Annotated in this window: 17 protein-coding genes; 9 read left to right on the top strand and 8 right to left on the bottom strand. The window is 57.3% G+C overall.

All coding sequences use genetic code 11. From position 1 onward, the window contains the following. Positions 1–16 precede the first annotated feature (16 nt). Positions 17–1,699: an ATP-binding protein gene (locus tag DWV16_RS00755; protein WP_066457381.1), complete on the top strand. Its 1,683-nt coding sequence runs from the start codon at positions 17–19 to the stop codon at positions 1,697–1,699. Positions 1,700–1,749: 50 nt separating this feature from the next. On the opposite strand, the gene DWV16_RS00750 is transcribed toward DWV16_RS00755, so the two are convergent. Then, positions 1,750–2,463, bottom strand: coding sequence for a GAP family protein (locus DWV16_RS00750; RefSeq protein ID WP_066457385.1), 714 nt, complete (start codon positions 2,461–2,463; stop codon positions 1,750–1,752). Between the two features lie 398 nt (positions 2,464–2,861). Here DWV16_RS00750 and DWV16_RS00740 point away from each other — a divergent pair, with 398 nt between their 5' ends. Beyond that, positions 2,862–3,224: a hypothetical protein gene (locus tag DWV16_RS00740; RefSeq protein ID WP_243007249.1), complete on the top strand. Its 363-nt coding sequence runs from the start codon at positions 2,862–2,864 to the stop codon at positions 3,222–3,224. A 130-nt stretch (positions 3,225–3,354) separates the two neighbouring features. Here the strand turns inward: DWV16_RS00740 and DWV16_RS00735 are convergent, their stop codons facing one another. The 7 genes from DWV16_RS00735 to DWV16_RS00705 form a co-directional block, all read right to left on the bottom strand. After that, positions 3,355–5,910: a 3'-5' exonuclease gene (locus tag DWV16_RS00735; RefSeq protein WP_118477554.1), complete on the bottom strand. Its 2,556-nt coding sequence runs from the start codon at positions 5,908–5,910 to the stop codon at positions 3,355–3,357. Then, complete coding sequence (locus DWV16_RS00730; RefSeq protein WP_243007248.1) at positions 5,907–6,629, bottom strand: DUF523 domain-containing protein; 723 nt, start codon at positions 6,627–6,629, stop codon at positions 5,907–5,909. The genes DWV16_RS00735 and DWV16_RS00730 overlap by 4 nt, the downstream gene beginning before the upstream one ends. A gap of 127 nt (positions 6,630–6,756) precedes the next feature. After that, the gene (locus tag DWV16_RS00725) at positions 6,757–7,713 is read right to left on the bottom strand and encodes an ABC transporter permease (protein ID WP_066457408.1); all 957 of its coding nucleotides are present in this window, start codon (positions 7,711–7,713) and stop codon (positions 6,757–6,759) included. After that, positions 7,713–8,804, bottom strand: coding sequence for an ABC transporter permease (locus tag DWV16_RS00720; RefSeq protein ID WP_066457418.1), 1,092 nt, complete (start codon positions 8,802–8,804; stop codon positions 7,713–7,715). The genes DWV16_RS00725 and DWV16_RS00720 overlap by 1 nt, the downstream gene beginning before the upstream one ends. Then, positions 8,801–10,336 carry an ABC transporter ATP-binding protein gene (locus DWV16_RS00715; protein ID WP_118477553.1) on the bottom strand — a complete coding sequence of 512 codons (1,536 nt, stop codon included), beginning with the start codon at positions 10,334–10,336 and terminating at the stop codon, positions 8,801–8,803. Before DWV16_RS00715 ends, DWV16_RS00720 begins: the two co-directional genes overlap by 4 nt. Positions 10,337–10,492: 156 nt before the next feature. Continuing rightward, entirely contained in the window at positions 10,493–11,713 is a 1,221-nt protein-coding gene (locus tag DWV16_RS00710) for a BMP family ABC transporter substrate-binding protein (protein WP_066457424.1), read from the bottom strand. A 95-nt stretch (positions 11,714–11,808) separates the two neighbouring features. Then, on the bottom strand, positions 11,809–12,387 hold the full coding sequence (locus DWV16_RS00705; RefSeq protein ID WP_066457431.1) for a xanthine phosphoribosyltransferase: 579 nt from the start codon (positions 12,385–12,387) through the stop codon (positions 11,809–11,811). Positions 12,388–12,747: 360 nt separating this feature from the next. Here DWV16_RS00705 and DWV16_RS00700 point away from each other — a divergent pair, with 360 nt between their 5' ends. From DWV16_RS00700 to DWV16_RS00670, 7 genes are all read left to right on the top strand, one after another. Beyond that, the gene (locus DWV16_RS00700) at positions 12,748–13,296 is read left to right on the top strand and encodes a helix-turn-helix domain-containing protein (RefSeq protein WP_066457433.1); all 549 of its coding nucleotides are present in this window, start codon (positions 12,748–12,750) and stop codon (positions 13,294–13,296) included. Positions 13,297–13,365: 69 nt separating this feature from the next. Further along, on the top strand, positions 13,366–15,036 hold the full coding sequence (locus DWV16_RS00695; RefSeq protein WP_066457436.1) for an AMP-binding protein: 1,671 nt from the start codon (positions 13,366–13,368) through the stop codon (positions 15,034–15,036). A gap of 187 nt (positions 15,037–15,223) precedes the next feature. Beyond that, on the top strand, positions 15,224–16,684 hold the full coding sequence (locus tag DWV16_RS00690) for a carbon starvation CstA family protein (RefSeq protein WP_341423463.1): 1,461 nt from the start codon (positions 15,224–15,226) through the stop codon (positions 16,682–16,684). Positions 16,685–16,828: 144 nt separating this feature from the next. Further along, positions 16,829–17,317, top strand: a complete 489-nt coding sequence (gene rimP, locus DWV16_RS00685) for a ribosome maturation factor RimP (RefSeq protein ID WP_066457442.1) — start codon at positions 16,829–16,831, stop codon at positions 17,315–17,317. A 46-nt stretch (positions 17,318–17,363) separates the two neighbouring features. Continuing rightward, a complete protein-coding gene (gene nusA / locus DWV16_RS00680; RefSeq protein ID WP_187116772.1) occupies positions 17,364–18,428 on the top strand; it encodes a transcription termination factor NusA in 1,065 nt (354 codons plus the stop codon). Positions 18,429–18,520: 92 nt separating this feature from the next. Further along, positions 18,521–18,796, top strand: a complete 276-nt coding sequence (gene rnpM / locus DWV16_RS00675) for an RNase P modulator RnpM (RefSeq protein ID WP_066457445.1) — start codon at positions 18,521–18,523, stop codon at positions 18,794–18,796. Then, on the top strand, positions 18,789–19,091 hold the full coding sequence (locus DWV16_RS00670) for a ribosomal L7Ae/L30e/S12e/Gadd45 family protein (RefSeq protein ID WP_118477552.1): 303 nt from the start codon (positions 18,789–18,791) through the stop codon (positions 19,089–19,091). Before rnpM ends, DWV16_RS00670 begins: the two co-directional genes overlap by 8 nt. The last annotated feature ends 55 nt before the right edge of the window (positions 19,092–19,146 follow it).

Below are 19,146 nucleotides of genomic sequence, written 5' to 3'. Positions count from 1 at the left end.
GACAGGGGGATCACCCGTGAAAAGAAGAATGTATTGGAGTCTGTGCGCCACCTCGATTTTGCTTGTGCTGCTCACCATGGCGCTGACCCTCTGGTCGGTCTATGGGCTGCTTGTCCGGCAGGCAAAGACCGATCTGCGGCAGGAATATAACCTGATTGCAAGATCTATCACCTATGCCGCGCCAAACGCAGCTGATTACCTGGACAGTCTAGATCTGCGTCTTGAGAGCTTCCGCGTCACAATGATCGCGCCGGACGGCACGGTGCTCTTTGACACCGACAACAATTCCAATAAGATGGAAAACCACCTGTCCCGTCCGGAGATTGCCTCGGCGCTTGAAACCGGAAAGGGTGAAGACATCCGCCGGTCCGAAACGATGGGGCTGGATTCGTTCTACTATGCGGAAAAGCTTCCGGACGGCAGCGTGCTGCGCGTCTCGAACCAGACGCGCAGCATCGGCGCCGTATTTGTGAGCATCATCCCGCTGATTGCGGGGATCGTGCTGGTTATCCTGGTGGCGGGTATGGCGATTGCGTCGCGGCTGACCCGGCGGATGCTCCGCCCGATCGAAGAGCTCGCGAAGAACATCGGGAACACCGATACCCTCGAAGGCTATGAGGAACTCGAGCCGTTTTTCGTAAAAATCCGGGAACAAAACCGGTTGATCAGCCAGCAGATGGAGCATCTGCGCGAGGAGCGGGACACCATCCGGACGATTACCTCAAACATGAAGGAGGGACTGGTGCTTCTGGACAGAGGCCGTTCGATCCTTTCGGTCAACCGCAGCGCAATCTCCCTGCTTGGGGCCAAAAGCGCAGATTACACCGGAAAGAACCTGCTCAATCTTTCGCGCGGCGTGGAAATGGACGAATGTGTCGGAAGGGCGCTTGCCGGGGCCAGCGCCGATGTGGTTGTCGACTGCGACGGGCGCGCCTGCCACATTTTTGCAAGCCCTGTGCTGAACGCCGGGGAGGTCTGCGGCGCGATCGTGCTCATCATGGACGTGACCGAGCAGCAGAAGGCGGAGAAGATACGCCGCGATTTTACCGCGAACGTTTCCCATGAGCTCAAAACCCCGCTCACCTCGATATCTGGCTTTGCGGAGATGATCGAAAACGGCATGGTGGGGCAGGAGGCGGACGTGAAAAAATTTGCCGGCCGCATCTATCGCGAGGCAAGCCGTCTGATCACCCTCACCGACGACATCATCCGTCTCGCACGGATCGAGGAGGACGGCCGGGCGGATATGGAGCCGGTCGATCTCAAAGCGGTGGCGGACAGTGTGGTAAATACCCTCGCTTTTACCGCGGAGCAAAAACAGGTGGCGATTGCCGCCGGAGGCGGGCCGCTTACCGTGCAGGGCAATGCGCGCATGCTTGAGGAGCTCGTTTATAACCTCGCGGAAAATGCCGTCAAATATAATCGGCCGGGCGGCCGGGTGGATATCGGCGTGCGCCGGGAGGGGGACTGTGCGGTGCTCACCGTGTCGGACACCGGAATCGGAATTCCGAAGGAACATCAGGAGCGGATTTTTGAGCGTTTCTACCGGGTGGATAAATCCCGCTCGAAACAGACCGGCGGCACCGGGTTGGGGCTTTCGATCGTGAAGCATATCGTAGAGCGGCACGGCGGGACCATTTCGCTCGTGAGCGCGCAGGACGCGGGCACCACGGTTACGGCGCGCATCCCGCTGCAATAGACAGGTAAAAGCAAAAAGGCGGCTTCCCAAAGGGAAGCCGCCTTTTTGCTTCATACCAGCATGCCGGTGATTGCATGGGAGATGAGGAATACCCCGGCGCCGCCAGTGACGAGCGGCGTGAGGATTTTTAGAAGGCGGTTGGTTTTGCAGGTGAACCACCGGTAAAGACTGTCAAAACGGTCCTGGCACCGGACATAGAGCAGATACATGAGCATGAGCGGCGCGGAATAGATGAGGTTATAGACCACAAGGATCGTCACGATCAGCCAGATGGGGAGGGCGTGAGTGAGCAGCACGGCCAGAAAAGCAAAGTAGGGAAGCGCCGAAGGCAGTTCGCAGAGGGTGGCCACGCTGCCGAGCACAAACAGGGACGCCGGCCCGACATGATGTTCCCGGTTCTGCTTTTCAGGGGGTGGGGAACCTTTAAGCGCGGCCAGATCGTCCTCGAGCGCGCGAATTTTTTCGCTGGTGAAGATATGGCTGGTGGCGACAATGAGGACGATGCCCAAAAGCAGCTCCGCCGTAAGCAGAAGCGCGAGATGCCGGGTGAAGAAGTCGGCGAGGAAGCTTCTCAGCAGCGCCGCGGCGCCGAAATAGACGAGCAGGCCTCCCAGAAGATTTGTAAAGAAGGTGGCGCTGATGTAAAACCAGATATGCTGCCGGCGGCGGGCCAGTCCCTGCAGCACAAACTGTTGTGCGATCGCCACCGGGTTCAGGCTGTCCACGACGGCGGCCGCAATTGCGATTGCAAAAATCGAATACATAGGTACGGCTCCTTTACTACGAAAATCCACCTCAAACCAGACTATGGCGGTTTGGCTTTTTTGGTGCGGGCCGGATCGCCGGGGAAAAGAAAAATCGTCAGGCCTGTCATATCCACAGGCCTGACGATATGTTTCAAAAGTTTTCCGGGTTTTGCATCGCGCGGCCCGGCGGCCGCGGCGATCCGGCTGATTCAGTTCCCTGCCATCTTAGCAAACCCGGACGGCTTTGTCAAGGGGGAAACGCAGAGCTCCCTATTTATCTTGGGACTGATGATTTTCAACTCCGTTAATTTCACTACGTGTTGAATAAAGCAGAAAAAGATGATAGAGTAAATAAAAGGAGTTGAACTGATATAAAAAAGAAAATCATCATATTGCTATCTGTTGTAGTAATTTTTTTGACTGGCATTATTGTGTGGTTTAATATCCCACTCGACTTGATGGATTTAGACCCTAATGAGGTCTTGGAAATCGTTGTTTTCAATGGTAACAGCGGAAATGCAACACATATTACCGACAAAGAGCAGATTCAACATATTGTCGAAAATTTGAATGATGTTGAAGTAAAGAGGTCAAAACCATCTGTTGGATATTCTGGGTATAGTTTCAAAGTAACTATTTATCTGTCTGATGGAAATGAAGCAGACGATTGGAACAATTTTATTATCAATTCAGATGATGCAATTAGAAAAGACCCGTTTTTCTATTCGGTCACAAAGGGAAACATTGATTACAGTTATATTGAAAGAATTGTAAAATAATGGGGATTTCAACTTGCTTGTCAAGCAGTTATCTTCTAAATAACCTCCCTTCGTCGAAATGACGAAGGGAGGTTATTTAGATCCCGAATCAGTCCAAAGGGTAATTGGGAGACGCAGGGGCTTTGGGCTGCTATCCCAGCATCTCCAAAAACCGGCTTGGCTTTGCGGGGGAATTGCCCAACCCATAACGGGCATAGGAGAGGAACAGCTTCCTTTTTGCGCGGGTGATCGAGACGTAGAACACCCGCTTTTCCTCGGTTACATCGCCCGAACGCACTGCCTGGAAGGTGGGGAATACCCCTTCCTGCAGCACTGGCAAAAAGACGTAGTCAAATTCGCAGCCCTTCGACTGATGCGCGGTGATGACCGGAACCTTGTTTCCGGTGCGGGAACGCTGGCTCAGCTCCCCGGCGGTGAGCGCCGACAGTTCCAGCAGGTTTGCGATCTGCTGCGGCAGCGGTACGCCGGGTTGAACACAGTCGGCGGCGTAGTCAGCGAGCAGTTCGAGGCTCGATCGTTTTTCTGGGTCGTCGGCATAGGCTTTGTCAAGACCGAAACGTTCCCGCACCAGGCAAAAAAGCCCGGGCAGGTCCAGGCCGTCCAGTTTTCCCGCAACCTCCCGGAAGATGGCGAAAGCCTGTGCGAAGCGGCCGATGTACTGCGCGTAGCAGGCGCGGCGGGCCTCGGTGCGCGGGATGAGATAACGCAATATAAGCGCGGTCAGCACATCGGCGGTGGCGAGAATGTCATCCATCGCATCGTGCGTGGGGTCGTGCGCCGCGCCGAGCGCCGCCGACACGGTTGCGAGCTTATGGTCGGGCAGATCCTTGAGAAACCGCCGCGAAAGGTCGAGGGTATCGTACCAGACGTTTGCGAACGGCCGTCTTACCGCGCGGCGGCGCAGGTTATTTTGGGTGATCGCCATGTCGAAACCTACGTTATGCCCGACGATCACACAGCCGTCGGTAAAGTCGAGAAAGGCCCCAAGCGCATCGGCGGGGTCGTCGCCGCGTTCTGCCAGAAAGGCGTCCGAGAAGCCGTGCACCCGTTCGGATTCCCCCACCGGCCGGGAGGGGCGCAGGTAGCGCTCGAACCGCGCCGCGACCGCACCGTCCGGCGCGAGGCGCACCGCCGCCATCTGGACGATATCATCCGCATACACGTCGGTGCCGGTCGACTCCACGTCGAATACGACGACCTTCCCTGCGTCGAGCGCTTCGATGAGCGGCGCGAAGAAATCCCCGGTGCGCTGGGTGCGCGGGTCGATGAAGTCGGGCAGCGCCACGCCGAGCCCCTCCTTGTAGCGGGAGATAACCGCGTTTACCGTTGCGGCGCCGACGCCCGGCAGCAGACGGACAAGTATCCGCTTAAGGCTTTCGCTGTCACGCGGGTTCGCAATGACCGACAGGCAGGCGAGCGCGTCTTTGCTTTCGGCGCGCTTAAAAAGGCGGAATTCGTCCGCCAGCATGAACGGGACCGGTTTGCCTTCGCCAGGCCGGCCGGTTTTGAGAAGGTTGCAGACCTCGTTGCAGGCTTTGTTGGTGCGGGTGATGATCGCGGCACGGGAATAGTCGGCCAAATCGAGCTTTTGCAGTTCCCTGTAGATCCAGTCGACCTCTTCGGGCAGCGTGTCGAACGACCGGACCGTCACATCGGTGCAGGCGGGGGAGGAAATCCCCGGCCCGCCGGGAATCCCTTTACCGAAGGCGGTGTAGAGGAAATTCTGCGCGACGGCGAGCAGCTGCCCGCTGCTGCGGTAGTTGATGGTAAATTCGATCACAAGCGGGTGATATTCGGCGGTGAAGCGGTTCAGGAGCGCGTCGGGATTCGAGCCGCGCCATTGATAGATCGTCTGGTTGAAGTCTCCCGCAAGCAGGATAACGGCATTGCCGCAGAGCTTCTGGAGCAGCTCATATTCCGCAATACTCACATCCTGCACTTCGTCGATATGGATGTACCGATAACGCCCGCGCCAAAGAACCTTCGTCTGTGGATCAGAAAGGGTCAGGCTGGCGCGGATAAGCAGGTCGGAAAAGTCGAGGGTGTTGTTTTGCAGGAGCTTTTCATTATAAAGCCGAACAATCGATGCCCCATATTTGGCGAGAAAAGCATAAAATTTCGGGTCGAACTGGTACTGCGCGTCGACGCAGATGCGCTCTGTTTCGGCGCGCCGCACGGTGAGCGCCTCGGCCGCCGCGCCGGAAATCCCGCCCGCCGGATGCGCGAGCTGGCAGTCCTTCACAAGCCCGATGAAGTTTTGCAGGATCGTTGCGGGCCGGTCGGCCAGTTCCCGACCGGTCACGGTGTAGACCACCTCCCGGATCACCTCGCGCGCGTCGTCGGTGTCGCAAACGGTGAAATCGCAGCCAATATCGGTGAAGCTTCCCGGCGTCTGGCGCAGCAGCCAGGCGCAGAAGCTGTGGATGGTGCGCACCGTGACCGCGCGCGCAGGGGCGCCCGCGATCTTTTCGATCCTTTCGACCATCTCCTTGCAGGCGCGGTTGGTGAAGGTGAGACAGAGGATCTCTTCCGGCTTTGCGGCGTTTGCGGTGAGCAGGTTTGCCACTCTCCAGGCGAGAGTGGAGGTTTTGCCGGTGCCCGCGCCCGCGAGCAGCAGGATGTGGTCGGTTTTGTTTTCGGCGGCGAGCGACTGTTGGGCGTTCAGCACTCCGGCGGTCGCGCTCATCGGAAATCCTCCTCGGTTTGTATTTCGACGGCCGCTTCGCGCAGCAACGCGGCCGTAAGGCCCTCGCCGGGGATCACTTTTCCGGAGAAGGTTCCGTCATAAACCAGATGGGAGCCGCAGGAGGGGCTTTTTTCCTTGAGGATTGCCCGGTGGACATCGAAAATCCGTACGGTTTTCAGGGCAAGTTTCGCGCCGCGCGCGAAAGCCTTGGTCAGGTCGTCGCCGTCGTGGGAAAGGACCGCCCCTCCGCGCCGCTCGCAGGGGGTGCGCGGCGTGGGAAGCCCGGCCTGCGCTTCGGGGCAGATGGGGACCGCTTCTCCGGCTTCGACAAGCTTTTGAACGGCGGCCACAAGGTTTGCTCCGCCGTCGTAGCGGCAGCATTCTCCGGCGAGGCAGCCGCTCACCGCGACCGATGGCTGCGGCAGGCCGCAGAGCTCCCGGTAGGCTTTTGTGAGCGCCGCGTCGAGATAGTCGCAGCGCGGGCGCAGGCCGGCCGCGTCGACGCTTCGCTGCATCAGCGCGACCGTGCCGGCGAAACGCGCGTCCTCACCGTCGGTTTCGGCAAGCTCGAGCGAGCTGTGGTTGACCGGGGTGCCGTCGATGAGGTGCAGCGCGGCGTTATAGACGATTGTGCCGCAGTAATCGACTGGAATGACGGCCGGGCGGTAGACGAATCCGTTCACGGTCACAGCGTTGTTTTGGATATAGTCAAGATTCATTTGTTTCACCTCGTAAAATCAGCCCGCCCGGATTGCGGGCGGGCTGATTGGAATTTGTGAAAATGGAGGGCCGCTTTTTGCGGAAAGCAGCCATTGAAAACCGCACCCTTCGATTCGGGCGCCGCCGCTACCTTTCTTCGCGGTAGTAGTTGTTGCCGAGGTAGGCCGGGATATTGACACCCTTCGATTTGTTCATCGAAGAAACGATCAGCACCAGCGCGGTGATAATAAACGGGAGCATGTCATAGAAGGCGACCGGGATGTCAATGACGCTCTTGGGCATATAATACTTGAGCACCCGAAGCGCGCCGAATACAAATGACCCGCCGATCGCATAGGCCGGTTTCCAACCCGCGAAGATGACCAGCGCGACCGAAATCCAGCCAAGCCCGCCGACATTGTCGCTGATCCAGACGCCGCCGTTGATGATCATCGAGCAGTACGCGCCGCCGATGCCGCAGATACCGCCGCCCAGCAGGATGTTCAGGTATTTCCATTGGATGACCTTGATGCCTGCCGCGTCGGCCGCGGCAGGATTTTCCCCGATGGCCGAAACATTGAGGCCGGTTTTGGTGCGTGAAAGGTAAAAGCCCATAATGAGCGCAATGACGATGCCGAGATAGACGAACGGGTTATACGAGAAGAACAGCTCGCCCACAACCGGCAGATCGCTGAGTCCCGGGATATGGACGCTGCGCATGTTTGCCGTGATCCCATCGGGGAGCTTGAGGGTGCCGGTTTCGGAGAAACCAAGGGCATAGAGCCCCAAAAAGTTTGCAAGCCCCACGCCAAAGATGGTGAGCGTAAGCCCGGTGACGTTCTGATTGGCCATAAAGGTGACTGTCAGAACGGCATAGATGAGGGCCGAAAGCACGCCGGCGGCAAAAGCGGCAAGCAGCGCGACCGTGAAGCTGTCGCTGTAATAACCGGCCATGAAGCCCGCGCAGGCGCCGATCGACATCATGCCTTCGACGCCGAGATTCAGATGGCCGACCTTTTCGGAAACGATCTCGCCGACCGTGCCAAAGAGGAGCGGCGTCCCGGCGAGCACCGCCGCGACCAGAAATTTGATGAACAGATCCATTAAGACGCCCCTCCTTTTTTGCGCATCACAAAGTTATACCGGATAAAGAATTCACATCCGAGCACGAAAAACAGGATGACCGCCTGCAGCACATCGGCGCAGTCGATCGAAAGCCCATAGGTGGACTGGATGACGCTGCTGCCTTTTTCGAGCACCGAGAAAAGAAACGAGATGATGGTGATTGAAATGGGGTTGAGCTGTCCGAGCCAGGCCACGATGATCGCGGTGAAGCCGACCCCGCCCGCCACCGCGTTGGTCAGGGTGATGTCGCTGCCGGTGGCCTGTACCATGCCGGCGACGCCCGCGACTGCGCCCGAAAGGAACATCGTGCGCAGCATGATCGTTTTAACCTTCATCCCAGCGTACTGGGCGGTGTGGTTGCTTTCCCCAACGACGCTGATCTCATAGCCCTGCTTGGTATACTTTAGATAGATGTAAACCAGCGCAACCAGCACCAGTGCGATGATCCAGCCGAACTGCACGCCCAGCACCTTGTCGAGCGCGGCGTTCGCGTCGAACCGCGCGATCTTTGGGAAGCCCTGCGAGCCGGGGTCCTTCCACGGACCGTCGCGCAGGAAGTTGACCATATGTAATGCGATATAGTTGAGCATCAGGGTAAACAGGGTTTCGTTGGTGCCCCACTTCACCTTGAAGATCGCGGGAATGAGTCCCCAGAGCCCGCCGCCGATGACACCGGCCGCGAACATCACAAGGATCAGCACCCAATGGTTCCAGCCGCTGTGGAAGAGGGCGAAATAGGACGCGCAGATCGCGCCGGCGATGATCTGCCCCTCGGCGCCGATATTCCAAAAGCGCATTTTGAACGCCAGCGTTACGCCAAGCGACGAGATGAGCAGCGGGATCATGATTTTGACGGTGGCCTGAATGGCCATCTTGGAACGGAAGGCCCCCGAAAGGATGGTTCCGTAGATTTCAAACGGATTGTGGCCGAGCATCAGGATGAACACGCCGCCCGCGATGATTGACAGCACCAGCGCTTCGGCGCGCAGCAGCATGACCTGCCGCGGAGAACGTTCAGCGCGCTTGACCACCCGCAGAAATGGCTCGCGGATCGTTTTTTCCTGGTTCATGCGCTCACCTCCCCAGAATCGGTGTGGGAATCGGTCATCAAAAGGCCGATCTGTTCCTTGGTCGCGGTGCGCGCGTCCACAAGCCCGGTGATCCGGCCATGGCAGAGCACCAGGATCCGGTCGGAAAGCTCGAGCAGCACGTCGAGGTCTTCGCCCACGAACACCACAGCCACGCCGTTTTTCTTCTGCTCGTTGAGCAGGTCATAAATCGTGTAGCTCGAGTTGATATCAAGCCCGCGCACCGGGTAGGCGGTGACCAGCATGGCGGGGTTCGATTCGATCTCGCGGCCGATCAACACCTTCTGGACGTTTCCGCCGGAAAGCAGGCGCACAGGCGTATCCACGCCCGGCGTAACGATCTCGAGATCCTCCACCAGTTTTTCGGCGAGCGCCCGGGCGGGCCCCCGGTCGACAAACGGGCCGGAGCCGTTCTGATAGGATTTTAAGAGCATGTTGTCCACCATGCCCATCGAGGCGACCAGCCCCATCCCAAGCCGGTCCTCCGGAACAAAGCCCATGCGGATGCCAAGCTTGATGATTTCGGCCGGTGTTTTACCGAGAATCTCCTCACCTTTGAAGGTGATGTGCCCGCTCTCGGCGCTGATGAGCCCGGCGATCGTCTCGCAAAGCTCTTTCTGTCCGCTGCCTGCCACGCCTGCCACGCCGAGAATTTCCCCGGTGCGTACCGCAAAGGAGATCTTGTCGATGGCGCGGGAGCCGTCCGGCTTTTTAACCTGCAGATCCTTGATTTCCATGACCGTCTGGGGGTCAACGGGGTCCGGCCGGCTGATCGAAAGGCTGATCGGGCGCCCGACCATCAGCTCAGTGAGCTTTCGGGCGTCGGTTTCAGCGGTATTCACCGTGTCCATGCTTTTTCCCTTCCAGAGGATGGTCACCCGGTCGCTAAGCTCCAGCACCTCCTGGAGCTTATGGGTGATGATGATGATCGCACAGCCCTGTTCACGCATCCTGCGCAGGATGGCGAAAAGTTTTTCGGTCTCCTGCGGGGTGAGCACGGCCGTGGGTTCGTCCAGAATCAGGATCTGGGCGTTGCGGTAGAGCACCTTGAGGATCTCGACCGTCTGCTTTTCACTGACGCTCATCTCATAGACCCGCTTCTCCGGATCGATCTCCAGCCCAACCGAACGGCTGATTTCAAGAATCCGCTCTTTCAGGACCTTGGGCGGGATCTTCTTTTCCTTGGTGCCGAGCACGATGTTGTCCATCGCGGAAAAGACATCCACCAGCTTAAAATGCTGATGAATCATGCCGATGCCGAGATTCATGGCGTCGACCGGCGAATTGATCGCCACCTCGCGCCCCGCGATTGCGATCGACCCGCTGTCCGGATGGTAAATACCGGACAGCATATTCATGAGGGTCGTTTTGCCCGAGCCGTTTTCCCCAAGCAGGGCAAGGATCTCCCCATAACGGACCTTCAGGTCGATTTTGTCATTGGCCACCACGCTGCCGAAGGTTTTCGTGATCTGCTTGCATTCGATCGCGTAGGTTTCATTTGCAGTCTGTGACACGTTATCACCCCAAACTTTGTTTTCCAGGTGGGTTTGCTCCGCAAAAGACGCGCCTATTCCGTATGCTTTGCGCAGAAAACCCGCCGGTGTATAAATTTTGAAAAAGGGCGGCCTTTTTTGAAAGACCGCCCTTTTGTCAAACGCTTATCGATCCGGTTATTTCAGGACGACGTTCTTGTAGTACCAGTGGATTCCGCCGGTGATATCGGCGTCGGAAAGCTTCTCGCCTTCCGCGCAGACGACGTTGCCTTCGTTGTCCTCGATCGGGCCGGTGAAGACGTCCCATTCGCCGGACAGGATCTTGGCTTCGGCTTCGTCAACCTTCTCCTGGGTGCCTTCCTCACAGAGGTCGGAAAGCGGAGCCATGGTGACAAGGCCGTCCGCCATGCCACCGAAGTAGTTGCTGCCGTCCCAGGTGCCGTTGATGACATCTTCGACAGCCTTGGTGTAGTAAGCCGACCAATCCCACATGGTGGAGGTCAGGACCGCTTTCGGGGCGTCCTTACTCATATCGGAGTTGTAGCCGACCGCCCAAACGCCTTTTTCTTCAGCGGCAAGCGCCGGGTTCGGAGTGTCGCAGTGCTGGCCGATGACGTCGCAGCCTTCGGCGATCAGCGCTTCAGCAGCCTGTTTTTCGCCTTCCGGATCAAACCAGCTGCCGGTGACCTTCACGTAAACTTCCGCGTCCGGGTTGACCGAGGCAACGCCCATCGCGAACGCATCGCATCCTCCGGTGACTTCCGCGTTTTCCTTGTTCTGCGCGGCGACGTAGCCGATCTTGTTGGTCTTGGTCTTGAGGCCCGCCGCGATGCCGGTCAGGTAACGGGACTGATAGATGCGGCCGAAGTAGTTGTTGAAATTCGCGCCGTTCGACTTGTAGCCGGTGCCGTGCGAGATGATGACCTCCGGATACTCGGCGGCAATCGCTTCGCAGGTGTCCATGTAGCCCCAGCTGGTCGCAAAGATGACCTGGCAGCCTTCCTCAATGCACTCGAGGATCGCGGTTTCGATCGCGGAGGCATCCTGGTCGTTGACATTGTTCTTGCGGACGATCTGGTCGTCGGAAAGGCCGAGCTTCTGCTGCATGCCGACAATGCCCTGGTCATGGGTGTAAGTGTAGCCGGAACCTTCCGCCGGGTCGGTGATGTGGATGACGCCGACCTTCAGGTCCTCTTTGGCGACGGGCGGGTAAAGACCCTGGGCCGGCGCTTCAGCAGCTTCGGATGACGCGGGTTCGGAAGCATCGGCCGGAGCGGACGATGCCGGGGCGGCGGAAGACGCCGGAGCAGCGCTGCTCGCGGGGGCGGTGGAGCTGCCGCAGGCGGTCGCGAAGATCATCGCGAATGCCATCAGCAGAGCCAAAATCTTTTTGTTCATTTTTCATTTCCTCCCAATTTTCGTAAAAAATACGAATTTATCTTGCAAACATCCGGGCGGCGGGTTTGGCCGGCCGGATGCTGACAACATCAAAATCAGTTGCGGAAAAGGATTTTGCCGGTCTGATCGTCCATCCCGTCGACAATGGCGAGCGATTCAACCCGCACGCCCTGTGAACGGATCAGCTTTCCGCCCTCCTGGAAGCCCTTTTCGATCACGATGCCCGCGCCGACGAGCGCGGCGCCGGAATCGATCACCAGTTTGCAGAGTCCCTGCAGGGCGCTGCCCTTGGCGAGAAAATCGTCGATAATGAGAACCCGGTCGCTGGGGGTGAGGAATTTTTTTGAGACGATGATGTCGTAAACCCGCCCATGGGTGAAGGATTCAACGCGGGAGGTGAAGACTTCACCGTCGATGTTTTTGCTCTGGGATTTCTTCGCGAAAACCACGGGCACGTCAAAAAACTGCGCTGTTACACACGCAATCCCGATCCCAGATGCTTCTATGGTTAGGATTTTGGTCACACCGCAGTCGCCGAATAGCCTTTTAAATTCTTTGCCGATCTCCATAAACAGGGAAATATCCATCTGATGATTCAGGAAACTGTCCACCTTGAGGACATTCCCGGCCTTGACATGCCCGTCTTTGAGGATCCGTTGTTTCAGCAGTTCCATTGAGAGTCTCCCTCCGTTTTGGCATATGCTTGTCCGGACCCCGGCCACGCATTGTTGCTATAGGAACAGTTTAACGTAAATTTACAATTTCTTCAATGGGGCAATATGCAAAAAAACCGGAGAAAGTAAAGGAAGGGGTTTGTCCATATTAACAAAAAACAAACTAAAAAATTGTAAGGTATGTAAAAATAAATTTAGAAACATGTCCTCCAAGGCCATGTTTTGCGGCAACTTCGACAATTTAGGTCCCTGAAAAAAAGGAAAGTTCCACAAATCGGCGCTTGTAATTTAGCCCGTTAAATTGTAAAATAAAGACTACCCCTTGAAGGGAAGATAAAACTTGGAAAAAGGAGGAGCAGTATGAACGACCAGATTAAACAGATTGCCGAACGAATCAAAGAGCTGCGCAGCATCCTTGAAGTGGATGTAGCGACGCTTGCCAAGCAGGTGAACGTATCTGTAGAAGAGTATGAAAAATACGAAAACGCCGAAGCCGACATTCCCATAGGAGTCATTTATGGTGTAGCGGACGTACTGAACGTCGATCCTACCGTGCTCCTCACGGGCGAAGCGCCCCGTATGGAGGATTATACCATTGTGCGCGCCGGCAAGGGCATTTCGGTCGAGCGCTACAAGGGCTACAAATTTGCTTCGCTTGCATTCAACTATATCGGACGCACCTTCGACCCGATGCTCGTCGACCTTCTGCCGATGGAGAAGGGCCCGGAGCTGGTCGTCCACGGCGGACAGGAATTCAACTATGTATTGGAAGGCACCGTACAGCTCGTCATCGGCAGCAAGGAGTTTCTCCTTGGTCCTGGCGACAGCGCGTTCTTCAACCCCATGACCCCGCACGGACAGCGCGCGGTAGGCGGCCCGGTAAAGTTCCTCACCATCATCAACGAGTGAGGGACTGAACTTTCCGTCCCGTGCCGCGCAATAATTAACGAATGAGAAGAAAGAACGGTGTAATATCCAATGATTGAAAAGTTTCTGCCCCGTACGGAATTTGATTCGTACGAGGATTTCAAAGCGAACTATAAACTGAACATCCCGGAGGATTTCAACTTCGGGTTCGACATCATCGACGAGTGGGCCCGCCAGGACCCGGAAAAGCCCGCGCTCGTCTGGATCAACGACAATTTCGACGAGGAACGCCTTACCTTCACCGACATCAAGGAACGTTCCAACCAGGCCGCCAATTTCTTTAAGGCCAAGGGGATTAAAAAGGGCGATTTTGTCCTGCTCATCCTCAAGCAGAGGATCGAAACCTGGGTCTGCATGGTCGCGCTGCATAAAATTGGCGCTATCGTCATCCCCGGCACCTTCCAGCTGATGCCGCACGACATCGAATACCGGTGCAACAAAGCGGACATCAAGATGATCTGCACCGTCGACGAGCCGGAGCTGCTCGCGAACATCGAATCGGTGCGTCCCCAGTGCCGCGCGCTGCGGCATGTGGCGGTTGTGGGGGAACATATCCCGGAAGGTTTTCTCGATTTCCGCGGGGAAGTCAAAGCCTATCCGAAGCAGTTCCCGCGTCCGTCCGGCGCGGAGGGCACCAACGTCCACGATCTGATGCTCGGCTATTTCACCTCCGGCACCACCGGTATGCCCAAGCTGATTGTACATAATTACGCCTATCCGCTCGGCCATATCACCACGGCCAATTACTGGCATCAGGTGCGCGACGGCGGGCTTCACCTGGTCGCATCCGATTCCGGCTGGGCCAAGTTCGGCTGGGGCAAAATTTACGGGCAGTGGATCTGCGGCGCGGTCATCGTGGCCTACGACACCGAGGGCAAGTTCGACGCGCACCATATGCTCACCACCATCGAAAAGCTGCGGCCGGTCACTTTCTGCGCGCCGCCGACCGTTTACCGGTTCCTCATCAAGGAGGACCTGTCCGGCTACGACCTTTCCTCGATCAAAAAGGCGACCATCGCGGGCGAACCTTTGAACCCTGAGGTCTATAATAAATTTAAAGCTGCGACCGGCCTCGAATTGACCGAAGGCTTTGGACAGTCGGAAACGACGGTCATCATTGCGAACTTCCCGTGGTTCCCGATCAAACCGGGCTCCACCGGCAAGTTCTCGCCGCTTTACGATTTGGATATTGTGGACGAGGAGGGGCATTCCTGCGAGGACGGCATCGTGGGCACCATCGTGGTCAAAAACCTTGATAAAAACCGCCCGGCAGGCCTTCTGGTGGAATATTACCGCGAAGCGAAGGCAAATGCCGAAAGTTTCTTTGACAATATGTATTCGACCGGTGATACCGCGTGGCGGGACAGCGACGGCTACATCTGGTTTGTGGGGCGCAATGACGACGTGATCAAGTGTTCCGGCTACCGTATCGGGCCGTTTGAAGTTGAAAGCGCGCTCATGACCCATCCATCGGTGCTCGAATGCGCCATTACCGCGGCGCCCGACCCGGTGCGCGGGCAGGTGGTCAAGGCGACCATCGTGCTGGCGAAGGGCTACGAGCCGTCCGACGCGCTCAAAAAGGAATTGCAGAACCATGTGAAAAAGGAGACTGCGCCTTATAAATACCCGCGCATCGTCGAGTTCGTGGAGGAGCTGCCCAAAACGATCAGCGGAAAGATCAAACGCAAACAGATCCGCATTGATGATCAGAATAAGGCGTGACAGAAAAGATTCGCAAAATGAGCGGACGGTATGAAAATGCCGTCCGCATTTCTTGTGTTTTGCACAATCTCCCACAAAAAAGGTTGAAACTTCGGGGAATTGGATGTAGAATGAGGGACAGTATCTTTGGAAAGCGGTAATTGGGAGGCTTTCGGGATGCGAATTGGGAAGGGAGAGAGACACGTTGGTGACATTCTTGATTGGCCTCGCTGTTCTGGCGGCCGGAGGGTTTTGGTACGGGCGTGTATGTGAGCGGGAATTCGGGCCGGACGACCGGCCGACGCCTGCGGTGACGCTGGATGACGGCGTGGATTATGTGCCGATGAACAAATGGAAAAACAGCCTGATCGAGCTGCTAAACATCGCGGGGATCGGGCCGATCCTGGGGCCGATCCAGGGTATTCTGTTCGGGCCGGTAGCTTTTTTGCTGATCCCTGTCGGGTGCATTTTCGGCGGCGCGCTGCACGACTATTTCACCGGTATGATCGCCATGCGCGAGGGCGGCGAGCAGATGCCGCTTCTGGTACGCAAATATCTGGGGCGCGGAGTTTACGGTATCTACAACGTCTTTTTGGGCCTTTTGATGCTGCTGGTGGCGGCGCTCTACATCTATACGCCGGGCGAGCTGCTGGTCACGCAGGTGATGCGCCGGCCGGCCGATGCGGACACCCCGCTCATCTGGATCGTGTTCGGCGTGATCTTCGTCTATTATGTTTTTGCGACGCTGGTGCCGATTGACAAGCTCATCGGAAAAATCTATCCAATATTCGGCGGGGTCATGCTGATTTCAACGGTCGGAATCTTTTTTGGGCTTTTCAGCAGCGGATATGAACTGCAGAACCTCACCTGGGGCGGGCTGCTTGGCAGCCACTCTGGCGGGCAGCCGCTCGTACCGGCATTCTTCGTGACGGTGGCCTGCGGGCTTGTTTCCGGATTCCATTCCACCCAGAGCACCATGCTTTCCCGGACGGTGCGGGAGGAAAGGGAGGGCAAAACCACCTTTTATAATATGATGATCTGTGAAGGGGCCATCGCTATGGTTTGGGCGGCTGCCGCGATGGGGCTCTATAACAAGGGGATCGACGCGTCTGTCGTCGGCACGCCTTCGGTGATCGGGCTGGTCGCGAACGATCTGCTCGGCCCAATCGGCGGGCTGATCGCCATCCTCGGCGTGATCATTCTGCCGCTCACCTCGGGCGACACTGCGCTGCGTTCGGCGCGCGTGATGCTTGCGGACTTTCTGCAGATCGACCAGAAGCCGATGAAAAAGCGCCTGATGCTGACGGCGGCGACCTTCCTGCCGGTGGCGGCGATCCTGGTGCCCACCAAACTGGCGGGAGATGGATTCAATACCCTGTGGCGGTATTTCGCGTGGAGCAACCAGACGATCGCGCTGTTTGCCTTTTCGGTGGTCGCGGTTTATCTGATGGTGCGCGGAAAGAACTATCTGATGGCTATGTGTCCCGGAACTTTTTACGCCTTTGTGATTTTCAGCTATATTCTGAACGCCCACATCGGATTCAATCTGCCGCTGAGCATTGCGTATGTGATTGCCGGCGCTCTGACGGTGGCTTATGTGACCATGACCCTCGCCTGCGGGCACAGGATGATACGGCTTTATCACGCGGACCTCATCCAGTGCACCTGATTTTGCGCTTTTTTGGCGGGCGCGGCGGGATAAAGGCTTGCATTCGGCATAAAATTATGGTACAATACCTTAAAGTAAGAATAGAAACGAATGTGAAAGAGTGAGGTTGACCTCACTCTTTCCTTTGTGTATGGAGGGATTTGGTTGGCCCAGCAGAAGGGGAAAAGGCCGAACACCGCAGCGGTCTGCGCCGAACTGGCGGCGCCTGTGGCGGAAGAATTGGGCGTTTACCTGTGGGACGTGGCGTTTGAAAAAGAAGGCGCCGGATGGTACCTGCGCTACTTTATCGACAAAGATCAGGAGGGCGGCGTGGACATCGATACCTGCGAGGAGTTCTCCCGCCGGATGAGCGACCTGCTTGACGAAGCGGACCCGATCCCGCAGAGCTACACGCTGGAGGTTGGCTCGCCGGGCGTGGAGCGCAAACTCACAAAGGACTGGCATTTCCAGAAGTATCTGGGCGAACCGGTTCTGGTGCGCCTGATCCGGCCGGTGGAAGGGGTCCGGGACTTTGTAGGGGAACTGGCGGCCTACCATGAGGATGGCACGATCGACCTTGCGCTCGACGAAGAGAGTGAAATGTCTTTCACGCTTGACGAGACGGCCTATGTGCGGCTTTATGAAGAATTTTGACGTAAACGCGGATGCGGCAATGAATGATAATGGAGGAGTCCGGAAAATGATTACAACCAGCAACAGCGAATTTTTTGAAGCTCTGGCGCTTCTGGAAAAGGAGAAGGGAATCCCGAAGGAGCTGCTCGCGGAAAAGATCGCCACCGCCATCGGCAATGCGATCCGGCGCGACATGGGCGCTTCGGAGGACAGCGTCGTGGATATCAACCCGGAGACCGGCCGTTTTTATGTGGCGATGCGCAAGACGGTCGTCGACGAGGTCTATGACCCGGCGCAGGAAATCCTGCCGGAGGAGGCGGTCAAGTATAACAGCGCCGCCATCCTGGGCGACGTGGTTGAGATCCCGCTGGACACCAAGCAGTTTGGACGCATCGCGGCCCAGACCGCCAAGCACGTCATCCGCCAGGGCATCCGGGAGGTGGAACGCGGACAGCTGTTCGCGGAGTATTCCTCCAGACAGCATGACATCGTGACCGCCACGGTCATCAAGACCGATCCCCGCAAGGGCAACGTCACGCTGGAAATCGGCAAGAGCGAAGCCATCCTTCCCAAAAGCGAACAGGTTCCGGGCGAGGAGTTTGCGGATAATTCCCGCGTGAAGGTTTACGTCGTCGACGTGATCAACGGCGAAAAAGGCCCGCGCATCATGATTTCGCGCACCCATCCGGGGCTGGTCAAACGGCTCTTCGAGATGGAGGTCCCAGAGATTTTTGACGGCACCATCGAGGTCAAATCGATCTCCCGCGAGGCGGGCAGCCGCACCAAGATCGCGGTCTGGTCGAATGACGAGAACGTCGACCCGGTTGGCGCCTGCATCGGCCCGAAAGGCCAGCGCGTTTCGGCCATTGTGGACGAACTGGGCGGGGAAAAGATCGACGTGGTCAAGTATTCCGCCGACCCGGCCGCGTTTATCGCGGCGGCGCTTTCGCCGGCCGACGTGCTTTCGGTAGAGATCGAGTCGGAAAACCCCAAGGCCTGCAAGGTCACCGTCCCGGACCATCAGCTTTCTCTCGCGATCGGCAACAAGGGACAGAACGCCCGCCTCGCCGCCAAGCTCACCGGATGGAAGATCGACATCAAGCCGGAATCCGGTTTCTACGGGGAAGAATAACGCCTGCCGCCGGATGGTGCGGCTGCGGCTTGCCCGCGGCCCGGATTCGGATCAGATAGCCGCGGGGCGGCAACAGAAATGAGGGTGAGAAGATGCCACAAAAAAAGATCCCGCTGCGTATGTGCGCGGGCTGTTCGGAACATAAGCCGAAAAAGGAACTGGTGCGGGTGGTGCGTACGCCGGAAGGTGAAATCCTGCTCGACCTGACCGGAAAGAAATCCGGGCGCGGGGCATATGTCTGCCCGAACGAAACCTGCCTCAAAAAAGCCCGCAAGGCGCGGCGGATCGAACGCGCGCTCGACTGTGCGATCCCGGACGAGGTTTACGAGCGGATGGAAGCCGAGATGCGGGAGGCCCCGCATGAATGACAAGCTCTTTTCTGCGATTTCGCTCTGCCGCAAGGCCGGAAAGCTCTGCATGGGGATGGACGTGGTGAAGGAGAAGGCCTTTTCGGGCGAAGCAAAGCTGGTGCTGCTCGCCTCGGACGTTTCCGAACGCAGTGAACGGCAGGCGCGCTTTGCCTGCGGGGACTGCGGAGTGCGGGTGGCGAAGCTCCCCTACACGATGGAGGAACTCTCACGCGTCACGGGAAAAGCTTATGGGATTCTTGCAATCTGCGACGGGGGCTTTTCCCGAATGATCGAAAAGCTGCTCGGCAGTTGATACGGAAATCATGTTTGATTTTAAGATAGAGAATACGTTCTGACTCCTGCGGTTC

This window comes from Anaerotruncus sp. AF02-27, assembly GCF_003465835.1.
GTDB classification, from domain to species: domain Bacteria; phylum Bacillota; class Clostridia; order Oscillospirales; family Ruminococcaceae; genus Anaerotruncus; species Anaerotruncus rubiinfantis.
This window is presented reverse-complemented; position numbering and strand designations above follow the sequence as displayed.

Bases quoted from the DNA above. Each gene is read 5' to 3' on its own strand.
- nusA (WP_187116772.1), top strand. From the start codon at position 17,364: ATGATTACAACCAGCAACAGCGAATTTTTTGAAGCTCTGGCGCTTCTG.
- rnpM (WP_066457445.1), top strand. From the start codon at position 18,521: ATGCCACAAAAAAAGATCCCGCTGCGTATGTGCGCGGGCTGTTCGGAA.
- DWV16_RS00705 (WP_066457431.1), bottom strand. From the start codon at position 12,387: ATGGAACTGCTGAAACAACGGATCCTCAAAGACGGGCATGTCAAGGCC.
- DWV16_RS00670 (WP_118477552.1), top strand. From the start codon at position 18,789: ATGAATGACAAGCTCTTTTCTGCGATTTCGCTCTGCCGCAAGGCCGGA.
- DWV16_RS00730 (WP_243007248.1), bottom strand. From the start codon at position 6,629: ATGAATCTTGACTATATCCAAAACAACGCTGTGACCGTGAACGGATTC.
- DWV16_RS00735 (WP_118477554.1), bottom strand. From the start codon at position 5,910: ATGAGCGCGACCGCCGGAGTGCTGAACGCCCAACAGTCGCTCGCCGCC.
- DWV16_RS00750 (WP_066457385.1), bottom strand. From the start codon at position 2,463: ATGTATTCGATTTTTGCAATCGCAATTGCGGCCGCCGTCGTGGACAGC.
- DWV16_RS00725 (WP_066457408.1), bottom strand. From the start codon at position 7,713: ATGGATCTGTTCATCAAATTTCTGGTCGCGGCGGTGCTCGCCGGGACG.
- DWV16_RS00695 (WP_066457436.1), top strand. From the start codon at position 13,366: ATGATTGAAAAGTTTCTGCCCCGTACGGAATTTGATTCGTACGAGGAT.
- DWV16_RS00710 (WP_066457424.1), bottom strand. From the start codon at position 11,713: ATGAACAAAAAGATTTTGGCTCTGCTGATGGCATTCGCGATGATCTTC.
- DWV16_RS00700 (WP_066457433.1), top strand. From the start codon at position 12,748: ATGAACGACCAGATTAAACAGATTGCCGAACGAATCAAAGAGCTGCGC.
- DWV16_RS00720 (WP_066457418.1), bottom strand. From the start codon at position 8,804: ATGAACCAGGAAAAAACGATCCGCGAGCCATTTCTGCGGGTGGTCAAG.